General features: G+C 67.1%; 20 protein-coding genes. 10 read left to right on the forward strand and 10 right to left on the reverse strand.

The features are described from left to right. Positions 1-2 precede the first annotated feature (2 nt). The 3 genes from AC1DS4_RS08220 to AC1DS4_RS08230 all read right to left on the reverse strand — a co-directional run bounded on the left by AC1DS4_RS08220 (position 3) and on the right by AC1DS4_RS08230 (position 3065). The gene (locus AC1DS4_RS08220) at positions 3-782 is read right to left on the reverse strand and encodes an SDR family NAD(P)-dependent oxidoreductase (protein WP_477623975.1); all 780 of its coding nucleotides are present in this window, start codon (positions 780-782) and stop codon (positions 3-5) included. Continuing rightward, on the reverse strand, positions 779-1825 hold the full coding sequence (locus AC1DS4_RS08225; protein WP_477623974.1) for a Gfo/Idh/MocA family protein: 1047 nt from the start codon (positions 1823-1825) through the stop codon (positions 779-781). Before AC1DS4_RS08225 ends, AC1DS4_RS08220 begins: the two co-directional genes overlap by 4 nt. A gap of 319 nt (positions 1826-2144) precedes the next feature. After that, complete coding sequence (locus AC1DS4_RS08230) at positions 2145-3065, reverse strand: helix-turn-helix transcriptional regulator (protein WP_477623973.1); 921 nt, start codon at positions 3063-3065, stop codon at positions 2145-2147. A 152-nt stretch (positions 3066-3217) separates the two neighbouring features. On the opposite strand from AC1DS4_RS08230, the gene AC1DS4_RS08235 reads away from it, so the two are divergent. From AC1DS4_RS08235 to AC1DS4_RS08250, 4 genes are all read left to right on the forward strand, one after another. Then, entirely contained in the window at positions 3218-4120 is a 903-nt protein-coding gene (locus AC1DS4_RS08235) for an SDR family oxidoreductase (RefSeq protein ID WP_477623972.1), read from the forward strand. A 113-nt stretch (positions 4121-4233) separates the two neighbouring features. Then, positions 4234-4401 carry a hypothetical protein gene (locus AC1DS4_RS08240; RefSeq protein ID WP_477623971.1) on the forward strand — a complete coding sequence of 56 codons (168 nt, stop codon included), beginning with the start codon at positions 4234-4236 and terminating at the stop codon, positions 4399-4401. Between the two features lie 449 nt (positions 4402-4850). Further along, a complete protein-coding gene (locus AC1DS4_RS08245; protein WP_477633426.1) occupies positions 4851-5978 on the forward strand; it encodes a glycosyltransferase family 2 protein in 1128 nt (375 codons plus the stop codon). Between the two features lie 5 nt (positions 5979-5983). Further along, entirely contained in the window at positions 5984-6139 is a 156-nt protein-coding gene (locus AC1DS4_RS08250; RefSeq protein ID WP_477623970.1) for a hypothetical protein, read from the forward strand. A 66-nt stretch (positions 6140-6205) separates the two neighbouring features. Here AC1DS4_RS08250 and AC1DS4_RS08255 read toward each other — a convergent pair whose 3' ends face one another. Beyond that, complete coding sequence (locus tag AC1DS4_RS08255) at positions 6206-7423, reverse strand: glycoside hydrolase family 26 protein (protein WP_477646017.1); 1218 nt, start codon at positions 7421-7423, stop codon at positions 6206-6208. A 400-nt stretch (positions 7424-7823) separates the two neighbouring features. On the opposite strand from AC1DS4_RS08255, the gene AC1DS4_RS08260 reads away from it, so the two are divergent. Further along, the gene (locus tag AC1DS4_RS08260; protein ID WP_477624233.1) at positions 7824-7976 is read left to right on the forward strand and encodes a DUF3263 domain-containing protein; all 153 of its coding nucleotides are present in this window, start codon (positions 7824-7826) and stop codon (positions 7974-7976) included. A gap of 97 nt (positions 7977-8073) precedes the next feature. Here the strand turns inward: AC1DS4_RS08260 and AC1DS4_RS08265 are convergent, their stop codons facing one another. The 4 genes from AC1DS4_RS08265 to AC1DS4_RS08280 form a co-directional block, all read right to left on the reverse strand. After that, positions 8074-9774 carry a mannitol dehydrogenase family protein gene (locus AC1DS4_RS08265; RefSeq protein ID WP_477623968.1) on the reverse strand — a complete coding sequence of 567 codons (1701 nt, stop codon included), beginning with the start codon at positions 9772-9774 and terminating at the stop codon, positions 8074-8076. Between the two features lie 33 nt (positions 9775-9807). Continuing rightward, positions 9808-10623: a carbohydrate ABC transporter permease gene (locus AC1DS4_RS08270; RefSeq protein ID WP_477623967.1), complete on the reverse strand. Its 816-nt coding sequence runs from the start codon at positions 10621-10623 to the stop codon at positions 9808-9810. Beyond that, positions 10620-11558 carry a carbohydrate ABC transporter permease gene (locus AC1DS4_RS08275; RefSeq protein WP_477623966.1) on the reverse strand — a complete coding sequence of 313 codons (939 nt, stop codon included), beginning with the start codon at positions 11556-11558 and terminating at the stop codon, positions 10620-10622. The genes AC1DS4_RS08270 and AC1DS4_RS08275 overlap by 4 nt, the downstream gene beginning before the upstream one ends. Positions 11559-11704: 146 nt before the next feature. Beyond that, the gene (locus AC1DS4_RS08280) at positions 11705-13060 is read right to left on the reverse strand and encodes an ABC transporter substrate-binding protein (protein ID WP_477623965.1); all 1356 of its coding nucleotides are present in this window, start codon (positions 13058-13060) and stop codon (positions 11705-11707) included. Between the two features lie 261 nt (positions 13061-13321). Between AC1DS4_RS08280 and AC1DS4_RS08285 the strand changes: the two genes are divergently transcribed. Then, complete coding sequence (locus tag AC1DS4_RS08285) at positions 13322-14362, forward strand: helix-turn-helix domain-containing protein (protein ID WP_477623964.1); 1041 nt, start codon at positions 13322-13324, stop codon at positions 14360-14362. A gap of 132 nt (positions 14363-14494) precedes the next feature. On the opposite strand, the gene AC1DS4_RS08290 is transcribed toward AC1DS4_RS08285, so the two are convergent. Next, complete coding sequence (locus AC1DS4_RS08290; RefSeq protein ID WP_477623963.1) at positions 14495-14728, reverse strand: LmrA/YxaF family transcription factor; 234 nt, start codon at positions 14726-14728, stop codon at positions 14495-14497. 48 nt (positions 14729-14776) lie between these two features. Between AC1DS4_RS08290 and AC1DS4_RS08295 the strand changes: the two genes are divergently transcribed. The 3 genes from AC1DS4_RS08295 to AC1DS4_RS08305 all read left to right on the forward strand — a co-directional run bounded on the left by AC1DS4_RS08295 (position 14777) and on the right by AC1DS4_RS08305 (position 16998). Then, complete coding sequence (locus AC1DS4_RS08295; protein WP_477623962.1) at positions 14777-15238, forward strand: MarR family winged helix-turn-helix transcriptional regulator; 462 nt, start codon at positions 14777-14779, stop codon at positions 15236-15238. Positions 15239-15431: 193 nt separating this feature from the next. Then, complete coding sequence (locus tag AC1DS4_RS08300) at positions 15432-16007, forward strand: NADPH-dependent FMN reductase (protein ID WP_477623961.1); 576 nt, start codon at positions 15432-15434, stop codon at positions 16005-16007. A 58-nt stretch (positions 16008-16065) separates the two neighbouring features. Continuing rightward, entirely contained in the window at positions 16066-16998 is a 933-nt protein-coding gene (locus tag AC1DS4_RS08305; protein WP_477623960.1) for an oxidoreductase, read from the forward strand. Positions 16999-17005: 7 nt separating this feature from the next. On the opposite strand, the gene AC1DS4_RS08310 is transcribed toward AC1DS4_RS08305, so the two are convergent. Continuing rightward, positions 17006-18025: an NADPH:quinone reductase gene (locus AC1DS4_RS08310; RefSeq protein WP_477623959.1), complete on the reverse strand. Its 1020-nt coding sequence runs from the start codon at positions 18023-18025 to the stop codon at positions 17006-17008. 250 nt (positions 18026-18275) lie between these two features. Here AC1DS4_RS08310 and AC1DS4_RS08315 point away from each other — a divergent pair. Next, on the forward strand, positions 18276-18684 hold a 409-nt coding region (locus AC1DS4_RS08315), incomplete at its 3' end, for a hypothetical protein (RefSeq protein ID WP_477646018.1).

Genomic DNA, 18684 nt, shown 5'->3' on the forward strand with positions numbered 1-18684 from the left:
CACTAGGTTCCGTCGCGCATCGGCGGGAGGTACTGCGGCCGGAGGATGTCGGAGACTGCCTTGGCCCCACCGTGGGAGCTGGTGCCGCCGTCCACAGGGATCTCAGCACCGCTCACGTAGGAGGCGGCGTCGCTGAGCAGGAACGTCACGACGCTCGCGACCTCGCTGCTGGTCCCTGCTCGGCCCAGTGGTGCAGCATCGATGGAGGCAGCTCGGAACTCCGCAGGGGCCGACGCCGTCATCGGGGTGTCGATGAATCCGGGGTGGACGATGTTGACTCGGATTCCCCGCGGCCCCAGTTCCAGGCACGCCGCATGGGTCAGGCCGCGGAGCGCCCACTTGCTGGAGGTGTAGGCGACCGCGTAGTGACCCTGGAGTGCGGCGAGCGAACCGATGTTGACGATCGACGCGCCGGGGCGCATGAGGGGAACCAGAGTCTTGATCCCGAGCAGCGGACCCACGACGTTGACGTCCTGGACCACGGCGAAGTCATCGCGCGTCGCGTCACTGAGCCGCGCGCGCCAGGTCGTGCCCGCGCAGTTCACCAGGCCGTGGATCGTCTGACCGGCGTTCGAGAGCTCTGCGGCCAGGGCTTCCCACTGTGACTCGCTGCGAACGTCGAGGGCACGCACGCCCTCCGTGGAATGCTGGTCGACCGCAATGACGGTCGCGCCGGCGGCTGCTGCCCTTGCCGCCACGGCCAAGCCGATCCCCGAGGCTGCTCCGGTGACGACCACGGTTCTGCCCGAGAGCGAGAACTCTGCAAATGCCGCCGGCGTCATGGTCCGTGTCGGCTCGACGTGCCGAGTTGGCCACCGTAGTCGGCGCTGTCTCGCGCTTCCGAGAGTTCCGCTCGAACCTGTTCCAGGATTCGCAGGACTGCCACCGTGTCGGACACCGGATGGAGGGGATGCTCGAGGTCGCTGCGGAGAATGGCCTCGGATGCCGCACGGAACATGGGGACGTAGCCGGCGCCCTCCTGTTCGAAGTCGAGCTCCTCAACCGTCGGTGGCTCGGGAGGCTGTCCCGTCACCACGCGAAGGGAGCGTGGGGCGAAGAGCGGCTCGCCGAGGGTGATGCTCCCTCGCGTTCCGCCGATCCAACCGGCGGGGGGAATGAAGGTGGTGAGCGAGTTCATCAACTGTGCAAGAGCACCGGAGTCGTACCTCAGCGTGTACGCCTCCTGCTCGTCGACCCCGTCGTCACGGACCTCGCCCACGGCGAGCACCTGGTCGGGAGTACCGAGGACGGTATGCGCGAGCGCGATCGTGTACACGCCCAGGTCATACAGAGCGCCCCCGCCCAGCTCGGCGACCCAGTACCTGGCCGGACCGTCCGGGGGCACTGGAAATCCGGCACCGGCCTGGATCAGCCGCGGCTCGCCGATGGTGCCCGACCGCAAGAGTTCGGTCATGGCTCCAAACGCCGGAGTGAATTTCATCCACATGGCCTCCATGAGGAATGCGCCATTCTCGCGCGAGAGACGTTGCAGCTCCTCGGCCTCTGCGGATGTCATGGTCAGGGGCTTCTCACACACCACGTGCGTGCCGGCCCTCAAGGCGCGTGCGGCATAGTCGAAGTGCAGCCCGTGCGGAATGCCGATGTAGACCGCGTCGACCTGCCCTGAGGCACAGAACTCGTCGAAGTCTGCGGACGCGAACGGGATCGCGTGCTCTGAGGCGAACTTGTCGGCCCGGTCCTTGTCACGCGAGCAGATGCCGACCAGCTCGACGTTGTCGCACAGCTGAAGATCGCCGACCGTTCGCCGAGCTATTCCGCCGGTCCCGACGATGCCCCACCGCACCCTCGCGTGCACGCTGCTCACTTCCTTCGTGTTTGCAGTCAGCGGCACACAGCCCGCGCAAACTTGAGTGATGGTTCATCGGTCTCAGGACGACACCATTGAAGCCGTGATCCCCCGGCGGACGAACGCCTGAATGCCAATGCGAGGCATCACCCAAACCGATACGTCGCTCGCACCATCCAGCGCCCCAGCCCGACATCCGCGAGCGTCAGAGGGGTGGCGATGCGCCCGTCATCTTCAAGTGACAAACACCCCTAGGGGCAAAGGCCAAAGCGCCCCTGCCTGCGTTTCCGCTGGTCAGGGGGCGGGCGGTGCGCCCCCTGGGGGGAGCCCTGTTGGTTCAGGGTCGTTGTTCGTCGGCTGGCCTGACGAGGGTGGGGCCCGTCTCGGTGGCGGCCCAGCTGGCGAGCAGAGCGAGTGCATCCTGGGTGGGCGTGCCCGGCTCTGGGAGGTAGGTGACCAGGCTCGTGCTGTCGCCGGCCCGGAGTGGCAGTGACTCGAACGGAAGGTCGAGGTCGCCGACGACCGCGTGGTGCAGCTTCTTGACGCCGGTGTTGTGGATGCGGACGTCGTGGGCGGCCCAGCGGACTCGGAAGTCCTGGCTGCGGGTGGACAGCTCACCGATCAGGTCGGAGAGTTGTCGGTCGTACGGGCTGCGTCCCGCTTCGGCCCGAAGCAGGGCGACGGTGTCGTTGGCGACGGTGTCCCAGTCGCGGAAGAGGGATGTCGCGTGTGGGTCGAGGAAGACGAGGCGGGCGTTGTTCACGGGCTGCCCGGTCTCGTACCAAGGTGAGAACAGTGCGCGGCACAAGGGGTTGAATCCGAGCACGTCGAGGCGCCCATTGAGGACGACCGCGGGCACGGTGGGCATCGCGTCCAGAAGTCGTTGGATGGTGGGGCGAACGCGGGTGGGCGCCGGTGGCCGACGTTTCATGGCCCGCTCCGGTGTGCCAGCGGTCCGGAACAGGTCGAGCAGGTGCGCTCGTTCGGCGTCGTCCAGGCGCAGCGCGTGAGCGACACCGTCGATGACGCTCTCGGAGACGCCGGTGGCGTCGCCGCGTTCGAGGCGGATGTAGTACTGCGGGGAGACTCCGACGAGGAGGGCGGCCTCCTCCCGCCGTAGCCCCGGCACGCGGCGACGGTCATTCCCGTAGGTCGGCAAGCCGGCCTGCTCGGGGGTGATTCTGGCGCGTCGGGTGCTCAGGAACTCGCGGATCTCGGCCCGTACAGAGTCCCGGGGGCTGGGCTCCGGTGCGGTCATGTCGTCCACTGTACGAACGCTGGCGGTCCGGTGGGGGTCCCTGTCAGTGGCTCCCACGACAGGGACTGCCACAACTCCTCGTGCGCTGGTTCTCTGGTGGACGGCGCCTCATCCAGGGCGCAGACCGAATTCTTCACGAAAGTTCAGCAGCAATGACCGACCAGACCCAGACCACCGACACGATCCCTACCGCCGACGAGGTCACCCAGCCCACGTTGAAGACGGTTTGGTTGGTGACCGGAGCGGGCCGCGGCCTGGGCGTCGACATCGCCAAGGCCGCCCTGGCCGCGGGGCACTCGGTGGTCGCCAGTGCTCGCACCGTCGAGAGCATCACAGCTGCTCTGGGGCAGCACGACGACCTGTTGGCCGTCGCCCTCGACGTCACCGACCCGGGTGCCGCCGACGCCGCGGTCGCAGCGACCGTCGAGCGCTTCGGACACCTGGACGTCCTGGTCAACAACGCCGGCAGTTTCCAGGCCGGGTTCTTCGAGGAGATGAGCCCAGCGGCGTTCCGGTCCCAGATCGAGACCACGCTCTTCGGGCCGGTCAACGTCACTCGAGCGGCCCTCCCGCAGCTGCGGGCCCAACGCTCCGGACTGGTGATGACGATCTCCTCGACCGCTGGCATCGCCTCGACCGGTGACTTCCTGACCGCCTACGCAGCGTCCAAGTTCGGGGTGGAAGGGTTCATGGAAGCGCTGGCCTCCGAGATCGCCCCGTTCGGGATCCGCACCATGCTGGTCGAGCCCGGCTTCTTCCGCACCGAGCTCCTCACCCCGCAGTCCACCCAGTACGCGAAGCCCTCCATTGCGGACTACGCCGACCGCTCCGCGGCGACCATCGAGGCGTGGCAGGGCATGGACGGAAAGCAGGGCGGTGACCCGGCGAAGCTGGCCGCCGCCCTCGTGCAGTTGGCCGCGCTCAAGCAGCCACCAGCACGCTTCGCTGCTGGCGCCGACGCCGTGAGTCTCTTCGAGACCAAGGCCCAGACCCTCCTTGGCCAGGCCGACGCCCACCGAGAGCTGTCCTCCAGCCTGGCGCACGACGACGCCTGACGCTGGCTTCCGTGCCCGCTGCTTGCCCGATCGCGGATCTCAGACCCATGCAGCAGCAACGGGTCCGGGATGCGTTGGTCTTCATCGGCCGGCATCCCCGCAGCCTTCGGAGGATGCCGTTGCGCACCTTCATCCACGACGCCGCGGTCACACAGGCGCAGGCATTGTCCACCGAGCAGATCGTCGCCGAGATCACCAACAGCATTGGGTCACGTCGACACAATCCCGGGATCGCTCCCCTGGAGACGCTGGCCGACATCCTTGTGCACAGCCAGGGGTAACCGCCAACGGCGGCCGCTGGCACACACCTTCCGAGACCGGGCCACGGTGTGCCAGCCAGCGCCTCAGCAGATGCGCCCTTAACACATCCTGGCGGATCAGGCATCGCCCGTCGGGCGGAGCTCCTTCGACTGCATTCGCATCGGTACACCGAGGCTGCCGGCGCTTACGCTCCACACGAAGTAAAGAAACGGTAAGGCGAAGGTAAAGGGAAGGCAAAGCGACGCAGCACGGAACCTCATTTGCTTGAAGGCCTCGTCGGCGGGCCGAACCGCATGGCCGGCGTTGCGCAGGTCACCACGACTGCCCCGGGACTGCAGGGGTCACCGGAAGCATTGACGAGTGTGGGGAACACATGGGCAGCAGGGGGCTTGTCGATTCCTCGCGCGGCGCGGCAAGGACTGACGCCGCTCTTGAGAAGCGCGAACCGCCGGGGCCTGAGCCACGCCGGCTGCAGTTCGCCGTCGCGCCGTCGCGCCCCACATCGGGGTCGTCGCGGACGCACAGTCCGCGCGTCGTCGCACTGGTGCCGGCCCACGACGAGGCGGGCACCATCGGCCGCACCCTCGCCGCGCTCGAGGCACAGACTCGTCCGCCGGATGCGGTAGTGGTGGTGGCCGACAACTGCACCGATGAGACCGCCACCATTGCCAAGGCTGCCGGAGTGGCCGTGGTCGAGACCGTCGACAACCGGCACAAGAAGGCTGGCGCCCTGAACCAGGTGCTCACCGAGCTGCTACCCCACCTCGAGGACAATGACGTGATCCTCATCCAGGACGCCGACTCGTTCCTCGACCCAGACTTCGTCGAGGGCGGCCTCCAAGCATTTGCCGCGCGGCGGGCCCTGGGTGCGGTGGGTGGGACCTTTCGCGGCCAGCGGCCCGATGGGCCGACCAGTGCTTCTGAGCGCTTCTTGGCCCACCTGCAGGACAACGAGTTCGCCCGCTATGCCCGGGACGTGCGGCGCCTTCGCGGGCGTTGCCTCGTGGTGACTGGCACGGCTGCCATGTTCAGGGTCGGAACCCTCCGACAGGTCAGCCGCGCCCGCCTCAGGGGTGTCCTGCCGCCCGGTGACGGCCGAGGCGGCGTCTACGACACGTCCGTGCTGACCGAGGACAACGAGCTGTCATTCGCGGTCCAGACGCTGGGGCTGCGTCTGTTCGCCCCTGCCACGATGACGCTGGTCACCGAGGTGATGCCGACCTGGCGCGCATTGTGGAGGCAGCGGCTGCGATGGAAGCGCGGAGCGCTGGAGAACTGCGCGCAGTACGGCGTGACCGCGGTCACGTGGCGCTATTGGGGCCGCCAGGTCCTCACGGGCGCGGGCGTGCTCGTCACCACGCTCTACCTCCTGACCGTTGTTCTTGCCCTCGTCACGGGCCGGTTCGGGGTCCACCCGTTCTGGGCTGCGCTTACCGGGGTGTTCTGTCTTGAGCGTTTCGTCACGCTGAAGGACAAGGGGTGGCGGCACCAGCTCACTGCCATCTTCATGTACGAGCTCCCTTACGAGCTCTTCCTCCAGGCAGCACACGCGAAGGCATACGCCGACGCGTTCTTACGAAGAGAAAGAAGATGGTGACTTTCATGTACAGCAACCCCACCCCCGTCATGGCCGCCGGCGCCGCTGGCGCCTTGGCCTTTACCGGCTCGAACGTGATGTGGTCGATCCTCGCGAGCTTCGCGCTCATCGCAGCGGGATCGGCGATCAACCGCATGCTTCCGCGTCGCGCCGACCGGTAGCCGAGAACCCGAGCTGCGGGCGAAACCCGATGTCAGCTCCCCTCCGGCCCAGTCCCGAGCGCCGCCTCAGAAGGTCCGCATGGTCGACATTGCCCCTCGCAGGCCAGTGAGGGCGGCCGTGGAGGACGCCGCCCGCCAGTCGCGTTCCTTGAGCACGTCGAACAGCACGACCGCGCGCACCGCGGGCATCCGCCCGACGGTGGTCGCAGCGTCCCGCCACCATGTCGCCTTGCTCGCCCCGGAGGGGGCGGTGACGCGTGTGCCATACGGACTCGCGGGGTCCGCGCAACCGACCTCGCAGATCCACACCGGTCGCGTGGGCGCCAGGGCCACCAGTCGCCCGTACTGGGCCGCATAGATGTCCGCGAAGGAACGCCAGCGCAGGGCACCGGCCGTCCCCCAGTTGTAGCCGTCCAGGCCGAGCACGTGGACGTACGAGGAACCGGGCCAGATCCGGCGGACGTCGGTGGTCTCGGCGTAGGTGTCGGTCGTCGGGTTGAATACCCACCTCACGTTCGTCACACCCTCGGCGCTGAATACGGAGACCAGGTTCCGCCAAGCTGCGATGAAGGCGGCGTAACCGCTGGCGTAACCGGCCACCGGCGCCGCTGTCGGCTGGAAGGGCTGCCAGTCCCCGTTCATCTCCGCCCATGGGCGAATTGCGACCGTGCGGCCGAAGGCCTTGACCCGCCGAGCAACTGCCGCTATCTCAGCCCGGGATGAGGAGGATGCCCAATAGGAATAGCTGCGGTAGTCCAAGTGCCAGGAGACCAGCAGGGTACCCCCCGTGGGGGTGAGCGCTGCCTCGACCGGACCGGGCCAGACGTCTCCCTGACCCCGGAAGACCGAGGCGATCGAGAGTGTCTGACCCAGCGTTCTACCGAGGGCCGGCAACCGCCCCGGGGTGGCGTCCATGCCGGCGGTGTATGCGCCGAACGAGACTCGTCCGGCTGCTGAGGCGACCGATGGCGTGACGGCTTGCAGCGCCAATGCGCCTGCGGCGGCCGAGCCAGCAAGAAGACTACGACGAGTGACCGTTGACGGCATGGCGCTCCTGTGCTGGCGGGGTGGCGACCCCAGCGTGACGCATCCAGCGAGGGCAAGTGGGGACCTGACGCGCTTTTTGACCGTGTCTTGGTTGAAAGAGAACCTGCACTTGAGCGCCGTGGCGGGCCTTGGCCTGCACGAGCCTTGGGGGCAGGGGTGGTCTCGCTCGATGGTTCGACACTTGCACGCGCGGCGGTTGACGGCGATTCCCTGGACGCCTACTTCGGCGACCCGCATGGCGGTAGTGTCATCACAGCCTCAGCGTGGGGCCCATGCCCTCTCGCCAGCGAGAGGAGATTGCTGGTCCAACCGTGGACACCAACTCACCCGCTACGCCTGCTGCTGGCTCGAGAACCTCGGCAGTCGCTGAGGTGCACAACTCAGCGGTCAACGAGGCCGCCGCCCTGCTAGGTGGTTGCGGCCAGGTGCACCTGCAGAGCGGACGCATGTGCGCATTGCAGAACGGCCACGACGGATCCTGTAACTTCACGGCTGCCGAAAACGTGGATGCTCTGCTGGCCGAGCACAGGGTCGCCGGAGACTGGTGACCCAAGGCTGCTATCCGCGCGACCAGGACGTCGTGGGCCCCAGCCGTTGATGCCGCAACTCCCGGTCGAAGGGCGGGGAGGGGAGCCTCATCTCCTCCGCGAATTGGCCATCCTCGACTTTTGAACGCGAATGGTGGCGCCACGCTGGCGCCAGGGACCAAGAGTTCGCGCAGCGGTGGGGCATGAGTGCCTCCGAGTACGACCGTCGCCCGATCGCGATTGCTATGCGTCCCGGCAGGTGACGGATTCGAACCTTCGCCGTGGCGGCAGCGCAGCCGAGTCACGGGAGCGCCGTGTGGCGTCGGCCTGCGTAGTTGGACTGGGCAACGGAAGACACCATCATCGACTCCTGGCGCCACGCTTGAGGACTGCTTGGGTCGTGACCACAGCGCCATGTGTGTGAAGGTCCGCGAGGGCCTGGGTATAGGCGCGGGTGAAGCGGTCGGCATCGGCCAGATCGCCGAATAGATCGCGGTCGCGGATGAACGCCAGGGCGTCGTCGCTCTGCCGCGCCGCTGCTGCGACGACTGTGTCCTTGCGACGGTCGACCACCTCGATGGCTTGTCCCTCCTCATCGACTCCCTCGGCGTATCGTGCCCAGGACGCCACGACGAGCGCGGAGACGTCGATGGCCCCATCGGTGCGTAGGTTCTCCTTGATGATGGGCACCAGCCATTTGGGGATGCGGTCACTGGAGTCTGCACACAGCCGGCTGAGCGGGTCGCGGATCTCTGGGTTGGCGAACCGGTCGACGAGCTGGCGCCGATAGGCGTCGAGGTTAACTCCCGGCACCGGCCGCAGGGTGGGGCTGGCCTCCGTCTCCATGAAGGTGGTCAGCAGCTGGGAGAAGAGCGGGTCCTGGCACACCTCATGGACGTACCTGTACCCCGCGAGATGGCCGAGGTAGCAGAGGGCTTGATGGCTGGCGTTGAGCAGCCGCAGTTTCATCAGCTCGTACGGGACCACGTCGTCGACGAGTTGGACCTCAGCGTTCTCGAGTGGCGGCCGACCCTGGGTGAAGCGGTCCTCGAGCACCCACTGGCTGAATGGCTCGCACACGACCGGCCACAGGTCGATCACTCCGAACTGGTCGGCCAGCCGGTCGATGTCGGCCTGCGTCGTGACGGGGGTGATGCGGTCGACCATGCTGTTCGGGAAGGCAACGTGCTCCTCCATCCAGTCCGCCAGGTCAGGGTCCTTCAGCCGGGCGAAGGCACAGATCACTCGGCGAGCAACGTCGCCGTTGTCGGGGAGGTTGTCGCAACTCATGACCGTGAAAGGCTCGAAGCCGCCGGCACGTCGCCGGGCCAGTGCCGCTGTGATGTAGCCGAAGACGGTGCGGGGCAAGGCGTTCGGCTCGAGGTCGCAGCGAGTGTCGGGGTCCTCTGCGTCGAACTCCCCTGTCTCCTGGTTGACCAGGTAGCCGCCCTCGGTGATGGTCATCGACACGATGCGGGTCCGTTCGTCGGCGAGCCGATCGACGACATACGCCCGGTCGTCCGGGGCGAAGATCACCTCCACGATCGAGCCGACGACGCGCGCGGCCCACTTTCCGTCGGAAGGCTTGACGACCAGCGTGTACAGGCCTCGTTGTGCGGCCAGGGTGCTGATGATGCGTCGGTCGTGAGGCAGCACGCCGACCCCGCAGATGCCCCATTCAAGCGCCTGGCCTCGGTTCATCAGGTTGTCGAGGTAGACCGCTTCGTGGGAGCGGTGGAACCCGCCAAGGCCGAAGTGGACGATCGAGGCCGTGACCTGCGACCGATCGTAGGTCGGCTTGGCGATCCACTCGGGGATCACCGGGAGCAGGGGTGCCGCAGCCGAAACACGGTGCTCGGTGCTGTGGCTGTGGGCCGCGATGCTCACGCGACCAGGGCTGGCGGTTCGCAGCCGTTGAGCGGCGGTATTCGGCGTGAAATGTAGCTGCTCGACGGCGGACTGGACGCGTAGGCGGGTGTGGGGCGCGACTCCGGGCTCGCCATTGACGACGCGCGAAACGGTCTTGATGCTCACGCCCGCGACCAGAGCAACGTCGCGCATGGTTGGCGGCGCCATCTCCATCATGACCGGGCCCTACTTGATCGCACCCATGGACAGCCCACGCACCAGCTGTTTCTGTGCGACCCAGCCGGCGAGAACGACAGGCAGCGCCGCGATGGTCGCGGCTGCGGAGAGGACCGCCAGGAACTGGCCGCGTCCGTCGACGAAGCTGCCGAGGAATGGGGGCGTTGTCCGGGCCGCGTTGCTGGTCAGGAGGGTGGCGAGGAAGTACTCGTTCCAGCTGAAGATGAAGCTGATCAGGGCGGCGGCGGCAACGCCGGGAAGCACCAGCGGCAGGACGACGCGCACGATCTCGCGGTAGAGGCCAGCCCCGTCGACGCGGGCCGCCTCGACGATCTCGAACGGCACCTCGAGGAAGAACGACCGCATCATCCACACCGTGACGGGCAGGTTCATCGCTCCGTAGACGACGGCCAGCATGTAGATGTTGTCGAGCAGGCCGAGGTTCTTGAGGATGATGTAGAGCGGCAGGACGACTGCAGCCATCGGCATGAAGCGGGTGGAGATGAAGAAGGACAGGGCTCCCTCGACGTTCTTCACCCGCCGAATGCTCAGCGCGTACGCAGCCGGGATCGCGAGCACGACAGCGATGATCGTCGCGGTGACCGATGCGGTGAGGGAGTTGAGCAGGTAGCCCTTCATCCCGCGGTCCATGGCGAGCTGGTAGCCGGTGGTGACCGGGCTGAAGAAGACCTTGGGGTTGATCGAGGAGGCGATGGACTCGGGCTTGAAGCCGTTGATGATCATCCAGAAGACAGGGAAGAAGAAGACCAGCACGAGCACCCACGTGAGTGCGGTGACGAGGCTTCCCCGGACGGTGCGTGTCATCGACTTCCTCCAGCCATGAAGACCTTGAACAGGGTGCGGAGCGCTATCGTCGCCACGATGATCGTGAGCACGACGGTGATGACGCCGTATGCCGCGGCCTGGCCGACGTCGAGTCCGATGAAGGCGCGTTCGTAGAGCAGGTAGGCGAGCGTCTTTGTCCCGCCCGTGCCCTTGGTCAGGATCGCGATAGGGTCGAAGACCTGGATGATGATGACCGCGCCCAGCAGGACGCCGATCTCCACGTACATCCGCAAGTGCGGCAACGTGATCCAGGTGAAGGTGCGCCAGGGTCCGGCGCCGTCGACCTGGGCCGCCTCCAGGATGCCGCGGTCCTGACCCTGTAGCCCGGCCAGCAGGATGAGCATCATGAACGGCGTGAACTGCCACGTCAGCACGATGACCACGGCCAGGAGCGGGTGCTCGGTGCTCCAGGAGACGACCGGCAGGTGAAGGGTCCGCGAGAGCCAGTTGAGCATGCCGATGTTTGTGTCGAACATCGAGTACTTCCAGATCAGCGCCGAGGCTGCGGGCATGATCAGGAAGGGCGTGATCATGAGCGTGCGCGCCAGCGCTCGCCCACGGAACTGACGGTCGAGCAGGAGCGCGAACATCAGGCCGAACAGGAGCGAAGACACCACAGCCGACGCGGTGATGACGACAGTCGCGATGATGGATGGCCACAGGTCACCGGACGACAGCGCGGTCCCGTAGTTCTTGAACCAGGTGAGACCCCGGTCATTGGGGTAGAGCAGGTTCCATTTGATCGCCGAGTAGCCGACGGTGGTGAGGAACGGGATCTGGGTCAACAGGATGAGGAACAGCACAGCTGGCAGCAACAGCCACCGTGCGGTCCACACCTCCTTGGAGGTGGTCTTGACCCGTCGTTTGTCGGTCGCGGTCTGCGCGACGACTGTGTCGAGCTCGGTGACAGCCATGAGGGAACTCCCCGTAGTCGTGGGGTGGGGTGGACGGCTTGGGTGGGCGAGTGCCGGGGTCGAGCGCGAGAGTCGCGACCCCGGCACCCTGTCCGTTCCATCCGTGCGAGACGGGACGGACGGCCTGCGGGAGAACCGGGCGGGCACTACTTGTGTGCGTCGCCCGCCTTCTTGGCGACGCTCTGGCACTTGCCAAGGGCGTCGTCGACGGTGCCGCGGTTGGCGAGATAGTCGGCGATCAGCTGGGCGCACTGGTTGCCGACGTCCTGGAACTCGGGGATGGACACGTACTGGATGCCGACCCAGGGCTGCGGGTTCACGCCCGGCTGCTTGGGATTCACGGACTTCATGACATCCAAGGTGATTGGCGCGTAGGCCGCGGCGGCCCTCTTGTACTCCGGGAGGTCGTAGGTCGACTGGCGGGCACCGGGCGGGACCAGCGACCAGCCGAGCTTCTCACCGACGAGCTTGTGGTAGTCCTTGCTCGTCGCCCACTTCACGAAGTCGATCGCGGCGTCCTTGTTCTTCGTCGTCGCCGGGATCGCGAGGTTCCAGCTCCACAGCCAGCCGGACTCCTTGGTCTTGTCGACCGGCATGTGGGCATAACCCATCTTGCCCTTGACCGGGGAGTCGTCCGCCTCGAGCATCGAGGCAGCCACGGAGGCGTCGGCCCACATGGCCGCCTTGCCCTCCTTGAGTGCGGTCAGGCACTCGTTGAAGGAGTAGGAGACCGGGTCCTTCTCGCCCGAGGTGTCGAGCAGCGTCTTGTAGAACGTGACCGCCTGCTTCCACTGTGCCGAGTTGACGGTGGCATTCCAGCTGTTGTCGTACCAGTTGCCACCGAAGGTCTGCACCACCGTGGTCAGGGGCGCGAACAGGTCACCCCATCCGGGCTTGCCGCGCATGCAGATCCCCGCCATCGACGAGGAGTTGACCTTCTTCGCAGCGTCCGCGACCTGCTGCCAGGTCGGGTTCGCGGAGAGCGTGACACCGGCCTTGTCGAGGACTTCCTTGTTGTACATGAGGATCGACGACTCGCCGTAGAACGGGACGGCATACTGCTTGCCGTTGTTGGAGATCGCCTCGCGCACCGGGGCGAGCAGGTCATTGACGTCGTAGTTCGCGTCCGACTTCAGCGGCTCGGTGAGGTCCACGAGCCAGCCGTTCGCGCCCCACTGGGGCGTCTCGTAGGCACCGATGGTGACGATGTCGTACTGGCCGGCCTTGCTCGCGACATCGGCAGTGACCGCCGCGCGCAGGTCGCCCTCCTCCATGACCTGGAAGTTGATCTTGGTTCCGGCGTGCGCCTTCTCGTACTCCCCCTTGAGCTTCTCCATGTCCTTCATCTGGCCGTTGTTCACGGTGGCCAGGTTGAGAGTGACGTTCTTGCCGTCGCCTCCGCCGCCACCACTGGACACGTTGCCCGACGAGCAGGCCGCCATGGCGAGCGCGGCTGCCACCACGCCCGCACCGGCGGTCAGGGCGCGCTTCGAACAGAGCATGCCTAACTCCTTTGGTAGGTGAGCCTTTGGAATTCGAGCTCCCGCCGTCCGCAGGGGACGAGGTGGGCTCACCTGGTCCTGGCCGCGGTGCCGGGATGACCACAGCGTGGGCGCGACGGATGCGACCGGACAATGACGCCTCCACCAGTCTTTCGATACTTTCCCGCCGCGCTCATCTGAGCAGGCCACTTCACGCCTGAGCATTCGTGCGGCAGACTGGAGTTCGATCCGCTCTTTGCCCCGGGGACACAGCAGGTGGAGGTGAGGACTTCGTATCAGTCAACGGGCACACCCCGGCGCCACCTCAAGGGCTTCCCCTCCACCGAGATCAGTGAGCTCCCGGCCGCGCACCGCCTCAACAGCCCCTACCCACCTGCTCCCAGGCGTGAGGTGATCCCGCCTCACCCGCAGCACGCCTTTCGCGCGCTCACCCACGACTTTCCAAGCGAGATCTGCGGTTGGGGCGCCCACCCGGAGTACGAGATCCACCTCATCACCAAGACCCATGGCAGCTTCATCGCCGGCGACCACGTCGGCACGTTCGCCCCGGGCCACGTCAGCATCATGGGCCCGTCACTGCCGCACGACTGGGTCAGCGACCTCCCTCCAGGACAGGTCGCAGTCGACCGCGACGCGGTCATCCAGTTCACCGACGAGTGGATCCGCGAATGCATGCGGCTCATTCCCGACCTGCAGGAGATCGACCACGTCCTGGCCGAGTCTGCAAGGGGCGTCGTCTTCTCTGGCGCCACCGCATGGCGGGCCGCCGAGAACATCCTCGAGGTGGTCCGCAGCGACGGCGCGGAGCAGGTCGCCAGCCTGTTCCGCCTGCTGTCGATCTTCGCCCGCGCGCCGCGCGACGAGCGTGACGTCGTGGCCAGTGAGTGGCTCGGTCGCCCCACTGACCCCAACTCGCTCAACGCCGTCGAGGCGGGGCTGGCCTACATCTTCGAGAACCTCACGGACGACATCCGACTGTCGGTGGCGGCCCGGCTCGCCTACATGTCGGAGCCGACCTTCTCCAAATACTTCCGCAGCGCCACCGGCATGACGTTCAGCAGCATGGTCAAGAAGCTGCGGATCGCGCACGCACGTCGGCTTCTCGATACCACGAACTCATCCATCGCCCAGGTCGCGGAGATGAGCGGCTACCGCAACATGGCCAACTTCAACCGCCAGTTCCTCGCCGAGGTCGGTGCCACGCCCACCGCATACCGCAAGCTCGAGTCATCGCAGAAGCCGAAGGCGGAGCTCTTCAGCCTGGGCCTTCGCGCACGCGCCGCAGCCAGCGCGCACGGTTGACCGACCATAGGCAAGAAACGATCGAAAGTCGCGCACTTCCTATCAGTGCTCGCATGGCCGGGTCCGACTGCAGGGCATCTGTGGCTGGCACCAAGGGGTGGTCGATCAGATCCAACACGCCGCGAACGTCGATCAGCTGGCGCCAACCTCGGTGCGGATGCTGCTGCTGGCGTCCTGGGCGGGTGGCGCGGCGAGGAGCGTCAGTGCTGCCTGCTTGGCGTGGTCGAGGGGGCTGAGGTGCCCGCTCACCCGAGCGAGCAGGAGCGCACCTTCAACGAGGGCGAGGGCTGATGAGGCTGCCGTCGACAGCGACTTCTCGGGCCAACCGTCCGCGCGCAGTCGCGCCGCAATCAAAGCCGACCCCACGTAGCGCTGCTGCCGCTCGATGCTTGTCGAAGCAAGTAGGGTGCTCGGGTGGCCAAGGTCGAACCGCTGAACGCAACCGAAGAGGCCTTCTGGCGGGCCCTCATGCGGATCGTCCTTTCGCTGCCGCGTCGCCTTGACGCCGACCTCGTGCGGACGGCCGGCATCACGGCCAACGAGTACACCACGCTCATGTGCCTGTCGGAAGCTCCCAAACGCGAGCTCCGGATGAACGACCTCGCCAGCGCTGCGGCTCTGTCGGCCAGCCGGATGACCCGCCTTGTCGATGCCCTCCAGACCCGCGGCCTGGTCACGAAGCGGACCTGCGCAGATGACGCTCGAGGCACTGTCGCGAAGCTCACGCCGGAGGGACTGTCGCGGCTGAGGAAGGCGTGGCCGGTCCACCTGGCGAGCGTCCGCGACCGGGTGTTCGACCACATCGACCCCCGCACCGTGACTGATGCGGCGCAGGCGCTTTCTGAGATCGCCAAACAGCTCGAGACTGGTCGCTGACCGACTCGAATCACCATGTCTCTCAGTTACTTCCAGACATTTGCTTGCCAAAGCAAATTGTCTGGCGTAGCGTCGAAGACATTCCTGAAGACGCGCCTCCAGCGGGCTCGTCTCAGGCGAGGGCGGCAGCGATGAGGGCTCACAGCACGCATCGTCGCCAGCCCGTCCCTGACACCAAACCCAGGAGATGACCATGTCTCGTATCGCCGTCATCCTCGGAAGCACCCGACCCGGCCGCCGCGGCGAGCAAGTGGCCCGATGGGTGATGGACCGGGCCCGACAACGCACCGACGCGGAGTTCGAGCTCATCGACCTGATCGACCACCCGCTCCCCCACCTGGACGAGCCGCTGCCACCCAACATGGGCCAGTACCAGAACCCGCACACCCAGGACTGGGCGGCCACCATCGGCCGGTTCGACGGGTTCGTCTTCGTCACGCCGGAGTACAACCACTCCACCTCCGGGGTGCTGAAGAACGCCATCGACTACGTGTATGCCGAGTGGAACAACAAGGCGATGGGCGTGGTCTCCTACGGTGCCACCGGTGGCACCCGGGCTGCCGAGCACCTGCGGCTCATCGCGGGCGAGCTGCAGATGGCCGACGTCCGCACCAACGTCGCGCTGTCCCTGTTCACCGACTTCAAGGACTTCACGGAACTGACTCCCGTCGCCCACCAGGCCCAGGCCCTCGACACTCTGCTGGACCAGGTTGTCGCCTGGAGCCAAGCACTCGCCCCCTTGCGCCAGCTCGCCACCCAGGCCGCCTGACGGGACCAACATCCCAACCCACGAAACCAAGCGGCCCGAGCGGCAGCATGGGACCACCATGACGTCCAGTGCTCAGGGCAGCGAGCCCCTACCCTCGCCGGGCGCGGCGAGGCGCAGCCTGGGCACTAACCGAGTGAACCCGATCGGCTACGGGGCCATGCGCCTGACCGGGCCCGGCATCTTCGGGCCACCATCAGACCCCGACGACGCCGTGCGCCTGCTCCGGGAAGCCGTTGACGCCGGCGTCGACCACATCGACACCGCCGAGTACTACGGTCCGCAGGTCGTGAACAGGCTCATCCGCGCGGCGCTCCACCCCTACCCACCCAGCCTGGTCCTGGTCAGCAAGGTCGGCGCCAGACGCGACGACCACGGTGGCATCTTCCGTGACGACGCCCCGGCCCAGCTGCGCCAAGGCATCGTCGAGAACCTGAGAACACTGGGTGTCGACTCCCTCCCGGTGGTCAACCTGCGCCTCATGGGGGGCTCAGGTCCCGACGCGTTCTTCGACGACCAGCTTGCCGCCATGGTGGCCGCCCGCGACGACGGGATCATCGGCGCCGTCGGCCTCAGCAACATCACTCTCGCGCACCTGCTCCATGCCCTCCAGCACACGGACATCGCGTGCGTGCAGAACGCCTACCATCCCACGGACCGCCGCTCGCAACCGGTGCTCGAGGAGTGCGCCCGCCGCGGCATCGCGTTCGTCCCGTTCTCACCGCTCGGGTCTGGCGCCACCGGCACGGGATCCCCCCTGGAGTCGCCGGCGGTTGTGCGAGTCGCAGCCCAGCTCGGATGCTCCCCGGTCCAGGTGGCGCTGGCGTGGGCCCTCGACGCCGCGCCAAACGTCTTGTTGATCCCGGGGACCGCATCTCGCGCGCACCTTCGAGAAAACCTCGACGCAGCCGCCGTTCGCCTCGACGACCAGGCGCTGCTCGCGCTGTCCGTGGCTGACGGTCCACGAGCGAGGGGATCTGAGTGGCGCCCGTGATGATCGCTCAGGTCGTCGGCACGACCTCGATGAGGACTTTGCCGACGACTGCGTTCTCGACGGCGCTGTGTGCCGCCGCCGTGTCCTCCAACGCGAACCAGTGCAGTGGCATGCCCGCCTTCTCCCCGACCCGCAAGGCCCCATCCTCGAGAGCTGCACGCACGCCTGCGATGGCGTTGGCCTTGGCCTGCTCCGAGACGGTGTAGACAAGGACGCCTTGCCAGCGCAGATTCTTGGTCATGGCCTCCCGGATGGGAATGCGGACATCGGTGCCGTCGTCCGCGTAGAAGGCGATGCTCGCGTTCGGTGCGGCAACCGCGTGGTTCAGAACGGCGTTGTTTTCCGGTGCCACCTCGACGAAGAGGTCGACTCCCTCGGGCGCAAGGGCGCGAACCAGCTCGACCGCGTCGCCGCTGCGGTAGTTGACCACGTGGTCGGCGCCGGCTGCCGAGGCCAGCGAGGCCTTGGCGGGACCGCTCACGGTCGTGATCACCCGCGCGCCGGCCCAGCGGGCGAGCTGGATGGCGGCATTGCCCACCGCTCCCGCGCCGCCTGCGACGAGCACCGTCTTGCCGGACAGGGCGCCCGGGGCAAGACGCTCTGGGCCACCTTCGGCCACTGTGAGGGCGCGGTGCGCGGTCACCGCCGGGATACCCAGCGATGCGCCGAGTGCGAAAGAAGCGCTCTCCGGTAGGGGCACGCACTGTCTCCCGGGCAACACGGCATACTCCTGCGCGGTGCCGCCGGGACGCTGCCACGCGGCCTCCCAGATCCAGACCCGCTGACCGAGCCTCGACGGTGGCGCCCCTGGGCCCACCGCGTCGATGACCCCGGCGCCGTCCTGGTTGGGCACCTGTTCGACGATCCCGGGAGGAGGCCCGGTGGCGCGTCGCTTCCAGTCGGTGGGGTTGACGCCGGAGACGTGAAGCTTCACGCGGACCTCGTCCTGTCCCGGCTCGGGGATGGGCCTCTCGACCAGGTGGAGGACATCGGGGCCGCCGGCTGAGGTGTAGACGATCGCTTTCATGACATCTGCCTTCCGGGTCTGGGTCGTCCCCGTCGCGGGCCGGCCTTCGAACACTAATGGCGCGGCCAATCACCCGGCGGCAGGCGCCGCCAGCGGTCCAGGAAAACGGCGGACTCGCCTCGCGCACCTGACGCCGCCGGCATCCACACCCACCTGCCAAAGCCTTGACAGGTCGCGCATATCCCGGGCCGCCACTGTTTGGCCAATGGCCACCACCGACCACCAACCACCGCGAACAAGGAGCACCACGATGAGCACCAACAGAATCCTCACCGGCGTCGCAGCAATCGTGGCCGCCGCTGGCCTCCTGGGCACCGGCGCCGCACTGTCCAACGCCGCCTCCACCGGCCCCTCGACGACCTCGAGCACCACCGCCTCCGGCACCACTCAGGACGGGTCGGCCAACCCCAACAACGACACGGCCATCACCGGCACCGAGCTCGCCAACGTCACCGCCGCAGTGAAGGCCAAGGACTCCGCTGTCACCGTGACCTCGGCCCGCAAGGACGCCGACGGCTCCTACGACGTCTTCGGGACCAAGGCCGGCGCCAACGTCCGGTTCGAGGTCAGCAAGGACCTCAAGACCATCACCGCCGGCGGCGGTGGTGGCGGACACCACGGGGGTGGCGGCAACGACACCCCCGTCACCGGCGCTGCGT

This window comes from Pedococcus sp. P3_C7 (assembly GCF_056402615.1).

Bases quoted from the DNA above. Each gene is read 5' to 3' on its own strand.
- AC1DS4_RS08275 (WP_477623966.1), bottom strand. From the start codon at position 11,558: ATGGCTGTCACCGAGCTCGACACAGTCGTCGCGCAGACCGCGACCGAC.
- AC1DS4_RS08310 (WP_477623959.1), bottom strand. From the start codon at position 18,025: ATGAAAGCGATCGTCTACACCTCAGCCGGCGGCCCCGATGTCCTCCAC.
- AC1DS4_RS08230 (WP_477623973.1), bottom strand. From the start codon at position 3,065: ATGACCGCACCGGAGCCCAGCCCCCGGGACTCTGTACGGGCCGAGATC.
- AC1DS4_RS08305 (WP_477623960.1), top strand. From the start codon at position 16,066: ATGACGTCCAGTGCTCAGGGCAGCGAGCCCCTACCCTCGCCGGGCGCG.
- AC1DS4_RS08220 (WP_477623975.1), bottom strand. From the start codon at position 782: ATGACGCCGGCGGCATTTGCAGAGTTCTCGCTCTCGGGCAGAACCGTG.
- AC1DS4_RS08235 (WP_477623972.1), top strand. From the start codon at position 3,218: ATGACCGACCAGACCCAGACCACCGACACGATCCCTACCGCCGACGAG.
- AC1DS4_RS08265 (WP_477623968.1), bottom strand. From the start codon at position 9,774: ATGCGCGACGTTGCTCTGGTCGCGGGCGTGAGCATCAAGACCGTTTCG.
- AC1DS4_RS08255 (WP_477646017.1), bottom strand. From the start codon at position 7,423: ATGCGGGTCGCCGAAGTAGGCGTCCAGGGAATCGCCGTCAACCGCCGC.
- AC1DS4_RS08280 (WP_477623965.1), bottom strand. From the start codon at position 13,060: ATGCTCTGTTCGAAGCGCGCCCTGACCGCCGGTGCGGGCGTGGTGGCA.
- AC1DS4_RS08240 (WP_477623971.1), top strand. From the start codon at position 4,234: ATGCCGTTGCGCACCTTCATCCACGACGCCGCGGTCACACAGGCGCAG.
- AC1DS4_RS08250 (WP_477623970.1), top strand. From the start codon at position 5,984: ATGTACAGCAACCCCACCCCCGTCATGGCCGCCGGCGCCGCTGGCGCC.
- AC1DS4_RS08300 (WP_477623961.1), top strand. From the start codon at position 15,432: ATGTCTCGTATCGCCGTCATCCTCGGAAGCACCCGACCCGGCCGCCGC.
- AC1DS4_RS08270 (WP_477623967.1), bottom strand. From the start codon at position 10,623: ATGACACGCACCGTCCGGGGAAGCCTCGTCACCGCACTCACGTGGGTG.